The 16,734-nt window shown below is 68.8% G+C and carries 14 protein-coding genes, 2 tRNA genes and 1 pseudogene; 9 read left to right on the plus strand and 8 right to left on the minus strand.

Features of this window, described 5'->3' with window-relative positions:
* Nucleotides 1–136: 136 nt before the first annotated feature.
* The 4 genes and pseudogenes from ACIBLA_RS35620 to ACIBLA_RS35635 all read right to left on the minus strand — a co-directional run bounded on the left by ACIBLA_RS35620 (nucleotide 137) and on the right by ACIBLA_RS35635 (nucleotide 4,425).
* The gene (locus tag ACIBLA_RS35620; protein ID WP_399200954.1) at nucleotides 137–718 is read right to left on the minus strand and encodes a 1,4-alpha-glucan branching protein; all 582 of its coding nucleotides are present in this window, start codon (nucleotides 716–718) and stop codon (nucleotides 137–139) included.
* 508 nt (nucleotides 719–1,226) lie between these two features.
* A complete protein-coding gene (locus ACIBLA_RS35625; protein ID WP_399200955.1) occupies nucleotides 1,227–2,312 on the minus strand; it encodes an FUSC family protein in 1,086 nt (361 codons plus the stop codon).
* A 647-nt stretch (nucleotides 2,313–2,959) separates the two neighbouring features.
* Nucleotides 2,960–3,707: pseudogene (locus ACIBLA_RS35630) on the minus strand (transposase family protein).
* A 103-nt stretch (nucleotides 3,708–3,810) separates the two neighbouring features.
* Complete coding sequence (locus ACIBLA_RS35635) at nucleotides 3,811–4,425, minus strand: hypothetical protein (protein WP_363239960.1); 615 nt, start codon at nucleotides 4,423–4,425, stop codon at nucleotides 3,811–3,813.
* Between the two features lie 426 nt (nucleotides 4,426–4,851).
* Here ACIBLA_RS35635 and ACIBLA_RS35640 point away from each other — a divergent pair, with 426 nt between their 5' ends.
* Nucleotides 4,852–5,277 (plus strand): hypothetical protein, encoded by a 426-nt coding sequence (locus ACIBLA_RS35640; RefSeq protein ID WP_363239961.1) that lies wholly within the window; start codon nucleotides 4,852–4,854, stop codon nucleotides 5,275–5,277.
* A gap of 103 nt (nucleotides 5,278–5,380) precedes the next feature.
* On the plus strand, nucleotides 5,381–5,806 hold the full coding sequence (locus ACIBLA_RS35645; RefSeq protein ID WP_363239962.1) for a hypothetical protein: 426 nt from the start codon (nucleotides 5,381–5,383) through the stop codon (nucleotides 5,804–5,806).
* Nucleotides 5,807–5,992: 186 nt separating this feature from the next.
* On the opposite strand, the gene ACIBLA_RS35650 is transcribed toward ACIBLA_RS35645, so the two are convergent.
* Entirely contained in the window at nucleotides 5,993–6,256 is a 264-nt protein-coding gene (locus tag ACIBLA_RS35650) for a Tn3 family transposase (RefSeq protein WP_399200962.1), read from the minus strand.
* 309 nt (nucleotides 6,257–6,565) lie between these two features.
* On the opposite strand from ACIBLA_RS35650, the gene ACIBLA_RS35655 reads away from it, so the two are divergent.
* The 4 genes from ACIBLA_RS35655 to ACIBLA_RS35670 all read left to right on the plus strand — a co-directional run bounded on the left by ACIBLA_RS35655 (nucleotide 6,566) and on the right by ACIBLA_RS35670 (nucleotide 8,601).
* Nucleotides 6,566–7,786 carry a helix-turn-helix domain-containing protein gene (locus ACIBLA_RS35655; protein WP_399200956.1) on the plus strand — a complete coding sequence of 407 codons (1,221 nt, stop codon included), beginning with the start codon at nucleotides 6,566–6,568 and terminating at the stop codon, nucleotides 7,784–7,786.
* A 166-nt stretch (nucleotides 7,787–7,952) separates the two neighbouring features.
* Complete coding sequence (locus tag ACIBLA_RS35660) at nucleotides 7,953–8,246, plus strand: hypothetical protein (RefSeq protein ID WP_399200957.1); 294 nt, start codon at nucleotides 7,953–7,955, stop codon at nucleotides 8,244–8,246.
* Nucleotides 8,243–8,431, plus strand: a complete 189-nt coding sequence (locus tag ACIBLA_RS35665; RefSeq protein WP_363239965.1) for a hypothetical protein — start codon at nucleotides 8,243–8,245, stop codon at nucleotides 8,429–8,431. Before ACIBLA_RS35660 ends, ACIBLA_RS35665 begins: the two co-directional genes overlap by 4 nt.
* On the plus strand, nucleotides 8,428–8,601 hold the full coding sequence (locus ACIBLA_RS35670; RefSeq protein WP_363239966.1) for a hypothetical protein: 174 nt from the start codon (nucleotides 8,428–8,430) through the stop codon (nucleotides 8,599–8,601). Before ACIBLA_RS35665 ends, ACIBLA_RS35670 begins: the two co-directional genes overlap by 4 nt.
* 421 nt (nucleotides 8,602–9,022) lie before the next feature.
* Here ACIBLA_RS35670 and ACIBLA_RS35675 read toward each other — a convergent pair.
* Nucleotides 9,023–9,095 (minus strand) — tRNA-Arg (locus ACIBLA_RS35675).
* Between the two features lie 175 nt (nucleotides 9,096–9,270).
* Nucleotides 9,271–9,361: transfer RNA gene (locus ACIBLA_RS35680), tRNA-Ser, on the minus strand.
* Nucleotides 9,362–9,577: 216 nt separating this feature from the next.
* On the opposite strand from ACIBLA_RS35680, the gene ACIBLA_RS35685 reads away from it, so the two are divergent.
* Both ACIBLA_RS35685 and ACIBLA_RS35690 read left to right on the plus strand, forming a co-directional pair.
* Nucleotides 9,578–10,051, plus strand: coding sequence for an SSI family serine proteinase inhibitor (locus ACIBLA_RS35685; RefSeq protein WP_363239967.1), 474 nt, complete (start codon nucleotides 9,578–9,580; stop codon nucleotides 10,049–10,051).
* 204 nt (nucleotides 10,052–10,255) lie between these two features.
* A complete protein-coding gene (locus ACIBLA_RS35690; RefSeq protein WP_399200958.1) occupies nucleotides 10,256–14,203 on the plus strand; it encodes a PAS domain-containing protein in 3,948 nt (1,315 codons plus the stop codon).
* A 780-nt stretch (nucleotides 14,204–14,983) separates the two neighbouring features.
* Here the strand turns inward: ACIBLA_RS35690 and ACIBLA_RS35695 are convergent.
* Nucleotides 14,984–15,598: a CGNR zinc finger domain-containing protein gene (locus ACIBLA_RS35695; RefSeq protein WP_399200959.1), complete on the minus strand. Its 615-nt coding sequence runs from the start codon at nucleotides 15,596–15,598 to the stop codon at nucleotides 14,984–14,986.
* 62 nt (nucleotides 15,599–15,660) lie between these two features.
* Between ACIBLA_RS35695 and ACIBLA_RS35700 the strand changes: the two genes are divergently transcribed.
* Complete coding sequence (locus ACIBLA_RS35700) at nucleotides 15,661–16,359, plus strand: alpha/beta fold hydrolase (RefSeq protein ID WP_399200960.1); 699 nt, start codon at nucleotides 15,661–15,663, stop codon at nucleotides 16,357–16,359.
* The last annotated feature ends 375 nt before the right edge of the window (nucleotides 16,360–16,734 follow it).

Genomic DNA, 16,734 nt, shown 5'->3' on the forward strand with positions numbered 1-16,734 from the left:
CGACGGCCGACCGGGCGAGCGGTCCGGCGTTCTCGCCGGGCACGGGCGGTTTCACGTTCCCCGCACGCCTCGCCCGACTCCGCCACGCCGTCGACAACCGTCACGGTGCGGGACGCCGACTGTCTCCGCGCGCCCCTTACCGCGGCGCGACGGCCGCGAATACGCCCCGCGCAGTCGTTCCGTCCGGCCAGGTCCACCCGGCGACAAGGCTTGCGGACGACCTCCGCGGTGCCGCCGCCACCGGCTGCAGGACGCGGTTGACCTGGACGTCAGGCGCGTCGTCAGGGCCAGTTCCGTGCACAGTGACGCTTGTGTCAGGAGTGTCGCTCCTGCTCTGGTGCTGCGGCACGGCCATGCCGCGCAGGAGCGCACGCAACTGCGCCATCACCACCGGGTCGTGGACACCGTCGTAGATCCACCGGGTGCCGAGCACCCCGTGCTCGGACGTGCCGATCAACGCCTCGCCGGGGACGCTGTCCAGTGCCGCACCGCGGTAACCCATCGGCACCAGATACGCCGCCGGATCCCGCGCGGTGGTGTCCACCACGACCATGAACTCGATCCCGACCGCGCCCTCGGGATCATCCAGACGGAACCCACCAGCCTTGACCAGTTCCGGTGCTTCCGCACCGCCCACGTACCAGCTCTGCTTCGGCAGCCAGCCGGTCAGCAACTCAAGCTTCGTCGGCGTCATGGTGGTGTGGTGGATCGAGGCCATGCGAGTTCCCCACGCGTAGGTCTGGGCCCGTCCTCCAACGGGATATGACCGAACCTATAGGAGACGGCCGTGCTTCCCGAGCGGTGGCGGTGGAGTCCACCGCCCCGCGCTTCCACGCGGCCGTAGACCTTCGCTGGTCATCGAGTAGACGGCCGCGTAGACCAGCAGGAAGAGCGGGAGAGTCAATGACAGTGCCTCGACTGCCCGCAGGCTGGGCCGCACAGAGCGCCTGATCACGCCGACATGCCAGAACAGAAGCAGTGTCACCGCTGCCGTGCCGCCGATGAGCGCGATGGAGACCCGTTGTCGCCAGGGACCTCACGAGGGCCAGCAGCGTATGCAGTCGGTCGCTCTTCCTCCTCACTCTCCCGGGCGATCGGCGTCTCATGCGGCAGGCCACGAGGGCAGTCACGGACCTTGCGGCACTGTGCGTGCCGTTCCGGCGCCGCAAGAATCTCATCGCAATGGAATGTGTCTCGGTCGGCGGCTGAGTCTGAGCGGAACACCCTCAGGCTGATTGTGGTGGCGCTTTGGCGGTGTGCTTGGCGAGCAGGCCTGCAAGCAGCACGACGAGCAGAGCGATCCCCACGCCGCAGAACGTCCACAGGACCCGGTAGCCCTCGGCGGCATAGTCGGAGGGCTGCCCGATGTCCACGAGGATGAGCACTCCCATGGCGACGGCCGCAGAGTAGAGCGCGTAGTTCCAGAAGCGAATTGCTACCGCGTGCATCAACAGGACGAGCGCGACCACTTGGAGTCCGAGATCGACCGTGACGAGCCTGAGTCCATGTTCACTGGTGGGCACCAGCAGCAGCAGCGCGGCCGCGGCGGCGCCGATCAGCGCGCCGGTGAGGCGCTGAGCGGATACGAGCGTGGCCTGCCCCAGGCTCGACTTCATCGCGATCATGGCGGCGATCGGCAACCAGGTGGTGTGCGACAGGTTCAGGCCGAAAGCAAGCGCGACAGTGCCGGCCATGACCACAGCACGGATGAACGCGAACATGATCAGCGGCGGGGTCAGCTTCCGCCGTGCGGTGTCACCGGGGAGTTCCGCGACCGGCTGGGGCCGGTCCTCGCGCCCGCGGATCAGCCACACAATGAACGTAACCGCGATCCACAGCGCCGCCCCTCCGGTCCAGGCGAGCACCTGAGCCCAGGTGTAGCTGGTGATGCGGGCGTGATGGTGAAGGCTGAACGCGTACCCGAGGACGATGATGAACCAGAGGTTGAGAAGCACAGCGGCGACGAACCTGCGCACCCCGAACGCGACCGCCAGGCCGGCCACGAGCGTGACCGCGAAAGCCGCAAGCACCATCCGGCCCCAGGCGTCTCCCCCGATGCCGAATCCCAGCGCGGTCACGCCTGCGCCGATCACACCAAAGACGGCAATGTGCCACGCGCGGTACCCGTAGTTGCCTCCCGGATCAGCCAGCCACGCGAACAGCAGGCCGAAGAACGCACTGAGAAGGTACTGCTCATGCCCGATCGCCCAGAAGACGATCAGCGGCACCAGTGCAACGTCCAGGAACATCACCCCTCGCGGCCAGTTGAGCCCCGCAGGATTGAACTCAAACACCTTCGACAGCCCGCTCATGGCCTTCCCCGTGTGCACGGGCCGTTCTCCCCGTCCGCCCGCACCGGCCATGCCCCGTCCTCGCTCGCGCTCATCGCCAGGTATTCCGCCGCAAGCCCCGCATTCTCCGATTCCGCCAAGATCGCCGCGAAGCGACCCGCAGGCCCCGATCAAAGACGCCACGTCCACCAGCCATACGGCGCATCAGAACCACCGCACTGTGAGCACTTCCCCGGTCGGCCACCGATGCTCCCCAAGGCGAATCAGCACACGTGACGGGCCCTCCCCAGTGGGTGTCGGCCGCTGCGTCGTACCTGCCGACGAACGACGTTGATGTCACCCACCGATGTCAAAGGCCCCCCGGACGATGTCCGGGGGGCCTTTGATATGTGTGCACTCGGCAGGATTCGAACCTGCAACCTTCTGATCCGTAGGATCGGGCACCGCCTTGCAGGCCCTTTGCTGCCACCAGCAATGTGGAAGTCAACATCAGTGGCTGACAGCCCCTGTACGTCCTCGTTGCCGTCAACGTTGCCGTCAATGAACACGTTGGCCAGGCCGGTGGTTCCGAGGGTTGTGCGCGCTGAAGTGGTGGGGGCCACTGCCACAGCGCCCCGGCTGCGTATCGGAGCGGCTGGCATGCAGAAGCCACTGAGCGTTTTCCAATCTCAGTTTGAGCAGGTCAGGGTGAGGATGGCCTGGACGAGGGTGGAGATGCGGGTGGTTGAGCAGCGGAGCTTGCGCAGGAGTCGCCAGTTCTTGAGAGTGGCGATGGCCTGCTCGACGAGTGCGCGGATCTTCGCATGCGAGCGGTTGACGGCCTGCTGACCTGGGGACAGTGTCTCCCAGCGCCCCTGGTAGGGCACTCGCACGGTGCCGCTGGCGCCCTGGTAGCCCTTATCGGCCCAGCACTCCACCCCGGCTTCCTCCAGGGCGTCGATGATGTCGTGGGTCCGCGCGGCCTTGATGTCGTGGACTGCGCCAGGCAGCGCGGGCGATGCCCACAGCAACCGTCCCGCCGGATCGGCGATCACCTGCACGTTCATGCCGTGCTTCTTGTGTTTCCCGGAGTAGAAGGGCCGGTCGGCGGCGATGCGGCAGCGTACCGTCCAGGATCACGAACGCCTTCGTGGAGGCGGTCCTCGCCGCTTCGGCGAGGGTCGGTGCGAGGGTGGCCAGGACATCTACGGCCTCGGCGATGTACCGGTAGGCGGTGGTGGTGCCGACGTCGAACCCGGCGGCGAGTTGGGCGTAGGTATGGCCGGAGCGAATGTGCGCGAGGACGAGCAGTGCCTGGCGGCCCGCGCTTACGCGGCGCCACCGGGTCCCGCGTTCCCGGCGTCGGGTTCGCAGGCAGGAGGACAGGTAGCGCAGGGTCGAGGTGGACACATTGATGCCGGAGGGGTAGACAAGCACGCGGGCGCTCCTGGCGGGCAGGTGATCTTGGTCGTGAACCTGTCTACCAGGAGCTTCGCTACGTCCGGCGCCCTCCCAAACCACGAAGTTGGAAGGCTCAGCACTAACGGTAGAACGCGACAGGGGTCTCTATCTTGTGCGGCGAGACTTCCTGCAACCAGGCGACAAAGCGCTGGCCGTACGTTTTGCGTGCCGCGTCGCTGATGCGGTGGGGGTTGGCCAGCGGGTCTTCCGGCAGGCCAAGGTTGAAGGTCCGCTTCAGCCAGGCGAGATACTCAGCGTGTCCCTTGGACAGTTCCCTCCGGTGCTCTTCGTCGTCCTCGTCTTCGTCCTCCTCGTCGTCGGCCAGGAAGTGCTCAGTGTCGAGGGCGAGTACCTGGAAAAACTGCCGCATCCCGTCGGCGGCGATGTCCAAGTCGCCTTCGTCGCCGAAGAAGACAACAGGGAGTGTGGAGAGATCCAGCCGGTCGTCGCACTGCCACAGCGCGTAGAAGGACCCCGATCCGGTGGCCTGGGCAAAGGGGATGAGCCTGTCCACATGGCTCTGCTCGCGCGGGCTCAACGGGGCCTTCAGATCGATCCAGGCCGCTATGAGTTCGGGGTCCTGCCCTCCGTACTGCCAGAGCTCGAAGCCATCCGAGAAGTACGCGGCCTCCATGGTGTCCTCGAAGTCCTTGAGGAGGTTCAGCTCTGGTATCGGCGAGAAGGACGTAGTCACAATGCTCCTTCAGACGTGTGAGTGAGGGCAGAACGCTAGCCGACTCCTCTGACAGTCTCAGCCGGGCAGGATCGGTCGGCCAGGCCTGCGGGGAGTTCAGATCGCGGAGAGGGCGAGACCACCAGGCCCGCCGCTGGGTGCAACGCCAGCAGGTCCAGCCCTCTGGCCGCGGGTCGCTGTCGTGTTCTGGCAGCCGTCGGTGGAGCACTGCTTCACCGCCCTCGTCCAATGCACCCTCCCCCTCCATCACGCCAGCTCAGGCGCAGGATGAAAAAGGCTCACTCTCGCGCTTAGTTCGAGGTTTGAACAGCCGCTTTGACTCCTTCAGGTAAACGTGCCGCTGACCTCTGGATGTCACTTTGGGTATCCGCTTGCATGTTTTCAGTGACGAAGCTGCTTCGGCCGTCACGGACATGGAGGAGAACCATGCTCAAAACCATCAGGAGCCGTCGTGGGGCCATCGGGACGGCTGCCGCGCTGAGCCTCCTGGCCGCAGGAGCGGTCGCGGGTGCCGCCATCGCAGATGATGCGGCCGTGGCCGCCAAGGCCCCGCACGCGATGGCGTCCGCGCTGATCAACGCCGACGGAACCCGCACACAGTCCAAGGGAATCAAGTCGTCCACCAAGGTCGCCACCGGCACCTACTGCATCACGTTCGACGACGTCACCAGGATCGACGTGAGCCGCAGCACCCCGGTCGCCACCCTCGTCACGTCCGGCGGCCCGCAGTACGCGATCAACCTCGCCACCTACCCGACGCCTCAATGCGGCAACGCGGCAGACGCGCTGACCGTCTACACCGGCGAACGCCTTCTGATGACCGACGCGCCCTTCATGCTGCTCGTCCCCTGACCGTCCCGCCTCGAAAACCGGGAGGGCAGGACCACCCCGCTCGCCGGCATAACCCGGCCGCCCCAGTACACGGGTGACGCGGCCGAGAAGAAGGAAGCCCCACATGTCTCACAGCATCACCGGACGCGCTCGCGCCATCGCCCTGACCGTCGCCGCCCTGGTGTCGGTCCCCGTCCTGGCCAGTACGGCAGTGGCGGTACCCGACACCATGTACGCCCCCCACGCCCAGGCCGCCGCCCGCATCTCCAGCAACGGCGCAATCCTTGCCAGCAAGGGCATCGACGCGGTCACCCGCCCCGCGGTCGGCAGCTCCAACCGGACTGGGACCTACTGCATCACGTTCACCGACCCCGAGCTGGACCTGGCCCAGACGGCACCGCAGGTGACCGTCGAGGCCGATTCCGGCACCGTCTCCATGCGCACCGCGCCTCACAGCTTCTGCAACAACGCGCGGGACACCCTCACCGTCTTCACCCGCAACACCAGCGGGAACCGGACGGACCTCAGCTTCTCCGTGCTCATTCCGTAGCACCGCCTCACCACCGGTTCGGGCACCGTTCGCCGTCAGGGTGTCCGAACCGGCGGCCTCAGTGCCGCCGTTCCCCGCGGGCTACCGCTGAGGATCAATGACGCCCCCGGGTACCTCGGCGCCGGCATGGCGGGCGCAGTGCCCGGGGACGACGCACCACCTCATGAAGCCGGCCGCCCGCGTCTTTCAGGCGGCCGTGCCGAAGCCGGCCGCAGCCGGGTCCTGCTCGCGCAGTGGGGTGAAGTCCACCTCCAGTCTCGGGTCATACGCCTCGGGCTGGATGCCGAGCTCGCGGGTGCTGTACTCGCCGAACCGGTTGATGTGCTCGGTCAGGTAGGGCGAGATGTGGGCCAGGTCCTCCGGGTCGATCTCCCACCCTGCCTCCAGCAGCTGCCACGCGATCTGCGCGATGTCCAGGGCATTATGGAAGATCACCGCTTTCGTCAGCAGAGCATTGAAAAGCCCCGCCCGGCAGACTCGGCCGAACGGGGGTCATGGCTGTGTGTGCGTCTACCGGTTGCGTAACACGTCATCGGGCGTTGGCCCCGCGCCGAGCATCACTGTGGAGCCGGGTGCTGGGCGGGCTCCTGCTCGGTGTGTTCTCAGACGTGATGCTCATCCCCGCGCTCGCCGTAATCCTGCTCGTCTCCGCAGTCAAGCTCGCCCGTCACGCCTGACTTTCCGAACGGAGATTCAACGGTGACTCTGGCGATTTCCCGCCTCAGTTGGGCCGCCGGCCGTGTGGCGTAGCGTGGCAGCGTGGCAGCGAGCGAACAGAACCTCGGAAAGACGCTCCGGCGACTGCGGCGCCTGGCCGACCTCACGCAAGAGGACCTCGCGGAGCGCTCCGGCGTCTCCGTTGACGTGATCCGTCAGCTCGAACAAGGGCGGAAGCACTCGGCCCGCCTCCCGACGCTGCATGCCCTCGCGAACGGGCTTGGTGTTGAGCTGACCACGCTTCTGGGGGACCCGCCTGCGGTCGCCAAGACCGGTGAGGCCAATGGCCCACGGCTCGTGGCGGTACGTCGCGCGATCATGCCCCCACTGTGGGGGCCGCCACCGCCACCGGTCGGCCCGGACTTCTCCCTGGAACGTCTGCGTGAGCAGATCGCTGACGGATGGTCGCAGTACCACGCGGCCGAGTTCGACGCCCTGATGAAGGCGCTTCCCGACCTGATCTCAGAGGCACGTTCCGCGTCGGTCTCCGGCACCAACGCGGAACGCCGAGGGGGCTTCGCGGCACTGGGCAAGGTGCTCCAGCTCGGTGGCCACGTCGCCATTCGTATGGGCACAACCGACCTCGCCCTGACGAGCCTGGAACGGGCCATAGACGCGGCGGGGCAGTCCTCAGACCCGCTGCTCCTGCCGATGATCGTCAACTCCACGGCATGGGCGTACCAGCGTCAAGGGCGCCTGGAGGACGCGCTGTACGTCGCCAACCGGGCCGCTGACGACATGAAGGCGGCCGGCCACACCGATACTGCGGACGGGCTGAAAGTGTGGGGCGCCCTCACCATGAGCGCCGCCACCTCAGCGGCACGGAGCCGCGACTACGACCGCGCGGCATCGATGATGGAGACGGCGGAGAAGGAAGCCGCACGCGTCTCCAAGCTCCCCGCCGGTGACGACAATCGCATGGTCAGCGTCTTCAGCCCGTCGTCGGTCCGTATCGAGCGCGTCCGCTTGGCCGTCCAGTACGGGCACCCCGAAGACGCCCTCGCGCTGGCCAAGGGCATGCGGCTGAGCAAGGACACACCGCCGTCGTGGCGGACGTGGTTGCTGCTCGATGTGGCACGGGCGCACACGGACATCGGGGACGCCGCCGGGGCAGTGAAGACCCTGGAGTCCCTGAAGCGCGTGGCGCCCGAGTGGATACGCCACCACACCTTGGCGGTCGCGATCTTGCGCGATCTCTGGTCGCTGCCCAACCACCCTGCTGGGCTACGGCCGTTGGCGAAGTTCCTGGGAGTCACCGAATAGGGTCTTGAAAGTGGGACGCAACGTCCCTGTCCGTACCCCTGGCTTGTCGAAACCCTGGTCAAGCAAGCGTCCCCGAACCGCATTACACAGTCCGGGGACAGCCGACCGCTCAACCAGGGGAGCCATCGACATGTGGATCTTCAGCCGCACGGGACGAGCGGAAACCGTGCTCAGCAGAAGAGCGAGAGCGGAGATCGGCAGAGCCCTGGACCGCCGTGAGGAGTTCCAGAAACAGAGTCTGCCGGTGATGGCTCAGGGCGCGTTGGACACCCGGATCACGGTCATCGTGAAGATGAGCGTGGCCAGCTTCCTGGAGTACGCCGCGACCGAGGCCCACGGGCGGTACATGGCGCACCTGGAGGTCTGCGGGTGCCGGGCAGTCGGGATCTCCTGCAAGCGCGGTGACGAGCGGGCCAACGAGTGGCGCAACGCGCGCGAGCTGGCAGGGGTGGACGCATGAGCGCCCCCGAGCTCGGGCCGGAGGAGAGAACCGCTCTCTGGGCCGTCGTGGAGCGGTCTGACCGTGATCTGGAAACCCACGAGATGCAGTGTGTCCCGTGCCGGACGCCCGGCGTGAGCTGCGGTACGGGCGCCAACATCGCCGCGACGAACGCGGATGCCAGGCGCGCCCTGGGGCTCGAATGACGGCCACCCAGGAACTCGAAAGCCAGGAAGTGACGGCCTGGAACGCCTATCTCGATCACTCCCGGAAGTGCAGCGCCTGCGCGACGTTCTACGCGTACTGCGACATCGCCGCTGTGCTTCTCTCCAACGTCCGTGAACTCCGTGACGCGATCGGATGGGGTCCCCGATGAACGCTATTGGACGTACGGTCTGGTCTCTGTTCATCCTGATCGCGGTCGGGACCCTCGTCGGCATTCCCACGCTGGCCTTTACCGGCCGCTTGTGCGCCCCTGTCCAGAGCTCCCCGTGCCTGATGGCGCCGGACAGGCGGCACCCCCAGACGTGCTCAACGCCGCGCCTCGGGGTGCATTGCTGTCAGGCCCTGCGCGCCGTCTGGGATGGGCGCGTCCGGCGCGTAACGCCGTGGCTCCGCGTTCGACCGCGTGGGCGACGCACTTCGGGGTGACGGCAACGGACGGGACGATGACGACGGCCCCGCCGGCACTCCGGTGGCCGTCTGATCACCGCGCCGGAGCGGTTGCCGTCAACCACTGCCGTCACGGCATACACCAGAGGCCCCATCGATTCCTCGATGGGGCCTCTGGCCTGCTGTGCACTCGGCAGGATTCGAACCTGCAACCTTCTGATCCGTAGTCAGATGCTCTATCCGTTAAGCTACGAGTGCTTGGTGTGCTGGGGCTTTTTGGGCCCGTCCGCGTTGCGAGAACAACAGTACATGACCTGCGGCGTCACGTGAAATCCATTAGCCGGACCATGCCTGAGCTGCGGAAACCCCCGAAACAGCCGCCCACAACGGCCGAAGCCCCGGCCGGGTGGGCGGGGCTTCGGTAGGTCGTGCGCGGAGGCGGAGGGATTTGAACCCTCGATGGGATTTAAGTCCCAAACCGCATTAGCAGTGCGGCGCCATAGACCGGACTAGGCGACGCCTCCAGCACACCCGCGCGGGCGCGGGTGGTGCGTGTCAGATGATGACACAGCCGAGCGCGGTGTCACCAATCGCCGCCCACGGTACTAGGCGGGAACCCCGCAGGGCAAAGCGCTTCTTCGCGCCCCGTGCCCGAGCGCAACGACTGGGCCCCACGCGCGTTAGTGATGCCGGGCGCGCACCGTCGGGCCCCTCGGAATCGTCTGCCGTCAGGAGTTCCCATGTCGCGTCGTTTCTCCCTCGCCGCCACCACCGCCGCCTTCGCCGTCTCGCTCGCCGCCGTGGGCGGCCTCGCGCCCGCCGCCGTCGCCGGGCCGCTCGATGTCGCGCCGCTGCCGCTGTCGTCGCTGCTCCAGGAGCGGGAGCAGGACCGGCTCACCGTGACCGTCGTCGACTCGAACATCACCCGCGCCGACGGTACGTACGAGCTGCGCTGCGGCCCCGCCGGCGGTACGCACCCCGAGAGCAGCTCCGCGTGTGCGCGGCTGGACGAGCTGGCCGGGGAGGGGAAGGACCCCTTCGCGCCGGTGCCCGAGGGGCAGATGTGCACCATGCAGATGGGTGGGCCGGCCACCGCGCGGGTCACCGGCACGTGGCAGGGGCGGAGCGTCGACGCGACGTTCAGCCGTAAGAACGGCTGCGAGATCTCCCGCTGGCAGAACCTGGTCCCCGTCCTCCCCGCCGCCAGGGGCTGAACCGCGGGAGTGGGGAGGGGCGTACGGGGGCACGGCGGGGTGCGTACCAGGTCCGCACACAACCTTGGTGAGAGCTCCCCCTCATCCGCCGCCCCCGCCCCGCCCCCAGCCCTTAGACTCCCTCCAGTGACAGGCTGAGACTCAGAGGGGCAAGATGGGACCGGCCGTCCGCAAGGTGCAGTGGTTCAGGGAGGAAGCGTCGTCGTGAGCAGCAGGCCATCCCGAGGCGCTGCTCGCCTCGCGGCGATACTTGACGCGCTTCCCGACGGGCTGGTGCTCGTCAACAGCAACGGCACCGTCGTCAACGCCAACACCATCGCCCTCGAAACCTTCGAAGCGCCTGGTACGGCCCTGGTCGGGCGCGGTCTGCTCGATCTCCTGCCGGAGTTCGACCCGCGCCTGATCCCCGGTTCGATGCGCCGGCCGGAGGCCTCCGACGAGCGGGGCCGTACGAAACCGACGCGGATGATCGCGCGGCGTACGGACGGCAGCGAGTTCCCCGTCGAGGTCACCAGCGCCAACCTGGAGGACGGCCAGCAGGCCCAGGCCTACAACGATCTGCACAACTACACCGGCGACGAGCTGCTGATGCTCGTCGTCCGTGACCTCTCGGGGACCGTCGACACCGAGGCGGAGCTGGCGCGTTCGCAGCGGCAGACCGAGATGATCCTGCGGGCCGCCGCCGAGGGCGTGGTCGGTACGGACACCGACGGCCGCGTCGTGCTCGTCAACCCCGCCGCCGCGCAGATCCTCGGCTTCCGGGCCAGCGATCTGGGCGGTCAGGAGCTGCACCCGCTGATCCTGCACTCGCGCGGTGACGGCGAGCCGTTCCCGTACGAGGACTCGCCCCTCGCCGACACCCTCAAGTCGGGCCGCAAGCACCGGGTGCGCGGGCAGGTGCTGTGGGCGAAGAACGGCAAGCAGGTGCCGGTCGACCTGACCACCGCTCCCGTACGGGACGGGGAACAGCTCGTCGGCGCGGTGATGACCTTCACCGACCGGCGTCCGTACGAGGAACTGGTCGAGGCGCACACGACCGAGGCCCAGCAGACCGCCGAGCGGCACGCGGCGGAGCTGGCGGAGACGATCGAGCGCCACGAGACGGAACTCGCCGCCGCCGTCGAGCGGCACACCGCCGAACTCGCGGACCGCAGCGACCGGTACGCGGCCGAGATCGAGGAGCTGGCGGAGCGGTACGACAACACGGCCCGTCGGCACCACCAGCTGACGGCCGTGCTGGGCGGCGCGCTGCGCGGGCCGCTGGAGGAGCTGCGCGGTGAGCTGTCGACGCTCGCCTCCGACCCGGCCGGGCAACTGTGGCCCGAGGCCAACCAGATGCTGCACCATCTGTCCGCCGGCTACGCCCGTATGACGACGCTGGTGGACAACGTCCTCGGCTACCAGCGGCTCGACGAGGGTCTTGAGCAGCTGACCAAGACCAAGGTGCTGCTCGACGGTGTCGTGGCGGCCGGTGTCGAGGGCGCGATCGAGCTGATCGGCCCCGGCCGGGCGCAGTTCGCGGTGCACGCGCCGCCGATCGAGGCGGAGGTCGACCCCGTACGGCTCGCGACCGCGCTCGCGCATCTCACGGCGGACGTGGCGGGGGTCGACTCGACGGGGCGGACACGGGCGGTGCCGGGCGGCGGTTACGTCGACTCGACGATCGTGGTCGCCGCGGCGCAGCGCGGGGATGTCGTACGGATCGAGGTGCGCGGGCCGTTCGCGGGCGGCGATCCGGTGCACGAGCCGATCGTGCGCGGGATCGTGCGGGCGCACGGCGGGGTGTTGCAGACGCACGAGATGCCGGGCATGGGCGGCAGCGCGTACGTGCTCGAAGTGCCGCTCGGTGAGGGAGCGGGGACGCACCACCCGCCCGCGCCCGAGGAGAGCCAGGCGCCGGTTCAGCAGCAGGAGGGCGAGGAGGCGCCGGGGTCGACCGGTGGCTCCGGACGGACGGGCGGCGGTGGGCGGCGGCGTGCGCGCCGGGCGTCCACGGACGCGTTCCTCGGGTCTCCGGGCGAGGAGCCGGAGGAGGCGGGAGAGCCCACAGGGCGGCGCAGGGCCCGTACGGAAGCGGCGGCCCCTGAGGTCCCAGCCGTCCCCGTGCCGGCCGTACCCGCCGTCCCGGCGCAGGATTCCGGCGAGAGCACCGGCGGGGGTACGGGTGGGGGTACGGGCCGCAGGCGTGGCCGGCCGAGCCCGGCGGAGAACGCGGCCGAAGTCGCCGCACCGGGCGCCGAACTCGCCGTCTCCGCGCCCCCCGCGCCGTCGGCCCCTACCGCTGGATCGGTCGTGACGGCTGCCGAGGGCTCGCACCCGACCGGCCGTCCGGCCCTCGGCCAGACCGTACCGCCACAGGGCGTACCGCACGGCGCACAGCAGGAGGCCGCGGCGGCCGGTGCGGGGCGGCGAGCCCGGCGCGGCGGCCAGAACGCACTCCCGGCCCTGCCCTCCGGCTCGTCGCCCGTCCCGCAGCAAGCCACCCACCCAGCTCCCCAGCAAGCCGCCCAACAGGCACAGCAGCAGCCGGCCGTCCGCCGTGCCCGGCGCGCGCTGGCGCCCACGCAGCAGCGGCCCACGCCGGCGCTCCCGCCGGCCGACGCCGACCGCGCCCCGGCGCCCGACAGTTCGCCGCAGGGGCGCCACGACGCCGCACGGTCGGACCCGCGCGCGGACCACACGCCGCTGAAGCCCCACCCGGTTTCGGCTCCGACGGACCCCAGGCGCAGTCGCCCCAACGCCCCCGCGCCGGCGCCCGGCCCGCAGCCCGGCGACGACGGCGCCCCTCCCATGGACCCCAACAGCTGGGCGCCGGGGATGCCCACCGCCTCCGGCGTCGGCGTGATGCCCGGCCAGTCCTCGTGGCCCGTCCCCGGAGCCGTACCGGCGGCCGAGCACGCGCACACGGACGACGACACAGACAGCACACACGGCACAGCAGACACTGACGGCACGGACGGCGCTGCGACCACTGACGGCACGGACGGTGGCGGTACGGCTCAAGCCGCGGCCCGCCCCCAGGACCCCCGCGTCGCGCAGCCACTGCCGCCCGCCCAGCCGCTCCCCGAGGAGGAGCCGCCCGCGGACTCCACGCAGGGACGGGCGTTCAGTGTCCGTACGCTCGGCCAGGGCGTGCCCTTCTCGCAGCAGATCACCAAGCAGCAGAACCAGACCCTCGGTGCCGGCCGCCGCCGCAGGCTGTCCGCCCCGCACGACCCCGAGGACACCGGCGCCCGCGCCGCGGCCCCCTCCGGCCCCTCCCACGGCGGCCAGGGCGGCCCGCTCGCCCACGGCCCCCACTCCGAGGGCCGCGCCTACGCCATAGAGGCCCCGGACGAGGGCGCCGAAGGCCCTCAGCCGCTGGACGGCCCCGGCGGCGCGGTCGAGGTCGCCAACCGCCCGCAGCCCCGGCCCGTCGACGACGAACTGCCCCCCGAGCCGCTGGACAACCCGCGCCGGCTGCTGGTGTGGCCCGCCCCCGACGTCTCCACCCAGCAGGCCCTGAGCGACCGCGGCTACCGGCCGGTGATCGTCCACTCCCGCGAGGAGGTCGACGCGCAGATCGCCGCCTTCCCCGCGGCGCTGTTCGTCGACCCGCTGACCGGCCCCATCACCCGTACCGCCCTCCAGTCGCTGCGCCAGGCCGCCGTCGCCGCCGAGGTCCCGGTGCTGGTGACGGCCGGGCTCGGGCAGGCGACGCGCGAGGCGGCGTACGGCGCCGACCCGGCCGTACTGCTCAAGGCGCTGGCGCCGCGCGACAGCGAACAGCACCCGTCACGCGTGCTGTTGATCGAGGAGAGCGAGGAGATCGCGCTCGCGCTGACGGCGACGCTGGAGCGTCGTGGCATGCAGGTCGCGCGCGCGGGGACGGACAGCGACGCGGTCACGCTCGCGGGCCAGATGCGGCCGAATCTGGTGGTCATGGACCTGATGCAGGTACGGCGCCGCCGCGCGGGCATCATCGACTGGCTGCGCGCGAACGGGCAGTTGAACCGTACGCCGCTGGTCGTCTACACCTCCACCGGCATCGACCGCGCCGAACTGCCGCAGCTCTCCGCCGGGGAGACCGTCCTCTTCCTCGCCGAACGCTCCACGAGCGAGGACGTGCAGGCGCGGATCGTGGACCTGCTCGCGAAGATCGGCACCAACTGACCGACCGAGCAGGTCAGTTGATGCCGATACCGCGCTAGAGCTGGGTGACGTCCAGTTCCCCGTCCGCGTACCGCTTGCGGATCACCTTCTTCAAGAACCTACGTGCACCACGCAGGTTCCCCTACGATGCTGCTGATGCCATCGAGGCAGGTCAGACCCGGCCCGTGCGGCCGGAGGGTGGGGACGTGGCAGTGAGGCCCGGGGGGACGCCCGTATCAGCCTGGACAAGGACTGCGAGTACAAACAACGAAGACACAGCCCACCCGAGACTGCCCACCCATCAGGGCAAACACCGTTGCGGTACTAGCGTCCATCCTCGGCGCCGAGGACGCCCCGCTTACGGCGGCCAAGGCCCTGGGGCTTGTCGCGGCCGACTCAGGGGCTCGCTGCCTGGTCCTGCCACAGCAGCACTTCCAGAATCGCGGGGCAGGCTCCGCGTCCTGCCGGGTGCACTCCCCTGAGTGAAGATGACTGCGTCCGCGCGACAAGCCAGCTGACAAGCCAGCTGTGTAATGAAACCAGTGGCTGGGACGCATGGTACGGATCATGGGTGCCAAGCCTGCACAGTCTGAGCGTTCAGGCCGGGCGGCAGGGTGAGCTGAAGCCAGAGATCACCCCGGCGACTGTCACGGTCCTGGCGATAAATTCAGCGGCCGCGGCGGAGACCGCAGCGCTGCAAGCCGTCTGTGCCCACACTGATGCGTCCGGCCCTCTCAAGGTGGTCAGTGTCTGGGGTGCGGCCCTGGGCACCATCATGTCCCCGCAGTGCGCCCAAGTCCTTCACCCTGAGGGCTCCTCTCCCTTGCTTCGGGCGGAAGAGCCCTGCGCGTTCTTGAGCCGACGGACCCGATGATTGGCCACGTTGAGGCGGTTGCCGCACAGATCAGGCATGCAATAGCGGCGCCGTCCCGCCTTGCTGGTGTCGATGAACATCCCGTCGCACACCGGCGAGGCACAGTGTCGGACGCGGTCGTACGAGAGGGCTCGCAGGACGCCGAGCAGACCGGTGCCGCTCAGCGTGGCGAGTTCCTCGGCAAGCGAGGCATGGGGCTCGGTCGCGAGGTACCACTGCCAGTGACCGTCCGTATCACGGGTCAGGAGCGGGCTCGCACCTGCCTGCCCGACGAGGGCGTTGGCGGCTTCGGCCACATGGTCTTCATCGGTCGTCTCCAAGATCCTCCGCAGTTCCCGGCGAAGGACGAGGACCTGCTCAAGATCCTCCGCCGTCGGCTTTACGCCCTGCGTCAGAGGGACGTCGTGCTCGCTCAGGAAGCGGCCGAGCGCGGACGCGTCCACGAGCATCTCGCCGGTGCTTCTACGGACCAGGGCAGAGGTGTTGACCAGTGCGGTCACCACACCCGCCCCCAGCGTGTAATCGGAAAAATGAATCTTCAAGCCTTACCCCTGTTAGAGTAACTGGAAAAACTTAACTATACCCATTACTTGGAGATCTCGGCATGAGTGCGCCAACCAGGCCCGGACCGTGGAAACTGCACCAGCGCGTCCCTGTAGCCGCAGGCGAGGCCTCTGTCGGCGTCTTCGGGGAAGGCCCACCCGTCGTCCTGGTCCACGGCACCCCCGCCTCCTCCTACCTCTGGCGCAACGCCGTGCCCACACTCGCCCGTCACCACACCGTCTACGTGTGGGACCTGCTCGGTTTCGGCGAATCCCGCCTCGCGCCGGGCGCTGCGCCTTCCATCGCCCAACAGGCCCGCACTCTTGCTGAACTCACCGCACACTGGGGCCTGGAAGCGCCCAGTCTGGTGGGACACGACATCGGCGGCGGGATCGTCTTGAGAGCCCACCTGATCGACCAAGTCCCGGCGTCCAGCATCGCTCTGCTGGACGCCGCCGTGCTCGGCCCGTGGAACACGCCATTCACAGAACACCAGCAACGCCACGCCGAGGCGTACCGGACGATGCCCTCACAGATCTTCAATGACATCATCACCGCGCGCCTGGCAACCGCCACCCACCTGCCCATGTCCGACACCGACACTGCCGCCTACCTCGGCCCCTGGGCCGGAACCGACGGTCAACAGCGCTGGATCGATCAGGTCTGTGCCGTCAGCTTCGAAGACACCCAAGATGTCGTTGCCCGCTTGGGACGCATCACTGCGCCCACCATCGTGATGTGGGGCGCGCAGGACCAGTAGCTCCGACCAGCTACCGCAGACCGGCTTGCCGAAGCCATTCCCGGAGCTGAGCGCGCAACGATCTCCCAAGCAGGTCACTTCATTGCCGAGGACCAGCCCAAGGAAACCGCCGACACTCTCGTCCAGTTCTTTGCGCGACACCGTCCCTGAAGCGCTGCGGCCGCTCAGGCCCTCCCCAAGGCCCTTAGTGTCCTGCGCCTGAAATCCTGGCGTTAAGTTGCTACGGTTTCAGGATGTCGTTTTCGGGGCGCTCTTCCGTCGAGTTTGTGTTGACCACTGCCGAGCGTGACCAGCTGGTCCGCTGGTCGCAGGGGGCGTCGCGGCTGGCCGTTCGGGCGCGCATTGTGTTGCGGTGTGCCGAGCCGGACGTCGTGT

The sequence above is a fragment of the Streptomyces sp. NPDC050433 genome (assembly GCF_044458565.1).
Classification (GTDB): domain Bacteria; phylum Actinomycetota; class Actinomycetes; order Streptomycetales; family Streptomycetaceae; genus Streptomyces.

Excerpts from the sequence above, each read along its gene's own strand:
- ACIBLA_RS35620 (WP_399200954.1), bottom strand. The coding sequence starts at position 718 with ATGGCCTCGATCCACCACACCACCATGACGCCGACGAAGCTTGAGTTG.
- ACIBLA_RS35625 (WP_399200955.1), bottom strand. The coding sequence starts at position 2,312 with ATGAGCGGGCTGTCGAAGGTGTTTGAGTTCAATCCTGCGGGGCTCAAC.
- ACIBLA_RS35640 (WP_363239961.1), top strand. The coding sequence starts at position 4,852 with ATGCTCAAAACCATCAGGAGCCGTCGTGGGGCCATCGGGACGGCTGCC.
- ACIBLA_RS35645 (WP_363239962.1), top strand. The coding sequence starts at position 5,381 with ATGTCTCACAGCATCACCGGACGCGCTCGCGCCATCGCCCTGACCGTC.
- ACIBLA_RS35665 (WP_363239965.1), top strand. The coding sequence starts at position 8,243 with ATGAGCGCCCCCGAGCTCGGGCCGGAGGAGAGAACCGCTCTCTGGGCC.
- ACIBLA_RS35670 (WP_363239966.1), top strand. The coding sequence starts at position 8,428 with ATGACGGCCACCCAGGAACTCGAAAGCCAGGAAGTGACGGCCTGGAAC.
- ACIBLA_RS35685 (WP_363239967.1), top strand. The coding sequence starts at position 9,578 with ATGTCGCGTCGTTTCTCCCTCGCCGCCACCACCGCCGCCTTCGCCGTC.
- ACIBLA_RS35700 (WP_399200960.1), top strand. The coding sequence starts at position 15,661 with ATGAGTGCGCCAACCAGGCCCGGACCGTGGAAACTGCACCAGCGCGTC.